Origin of the sequence: Salmonella sp. SAL4457, assembly GCF_046548235.1 — a bacterium.
Classification (GTDB): domain Bacteria; phylum Pseudomonadota; class Gammaproteobacteria; order Enterobacterales; family Enterobacteriaceae; genus Salmonella; species Salmonella enterica.
The window spans coordinates 1-238 of sequence record NZ_JBGDZO010001290.1; the positions used below are offsets into that span (position 1 = coordinate 1).

Annotated in this window: 1 protein-coding gene; it reads right to left on the minus strand. The window is 68.5% G+C overall.

Features of this window, described 5'->3' with window-relative positions; translation table 11 throughout:
- A partial coding sequence (locus ACLJNW_RS28360; RefSeq protein WP_410961992.1) for a GntR family transcriptional regulator occupies positions 1–238 on the minus strand: 238 nt, incomplete at both ends.

Here is a 238-nt window from a genome sequence, read left to right on the forward strand (position 1 = left end):
CCTGGAGGATCTGCAGGAAACGCTCGCGGGTCATCAGCGGCACCCTGAGCGAGCGTTGTGCCTCGCCCTCCAGCGCCCCTTCCGCCCCCAGCCGTTGCAGGGCGGCGCGAACCGGCATCGGGCTGGTGTCCCTCTGGTTCGCCAGGTCGCGGATCTTCAGTCGCTCGCCGGGCTGGAATCGTCCGGCCAGCAAGTCTTCCCGCAGTCGTTGGGAGAGGCGTTCCTGGAGATTCTCGGC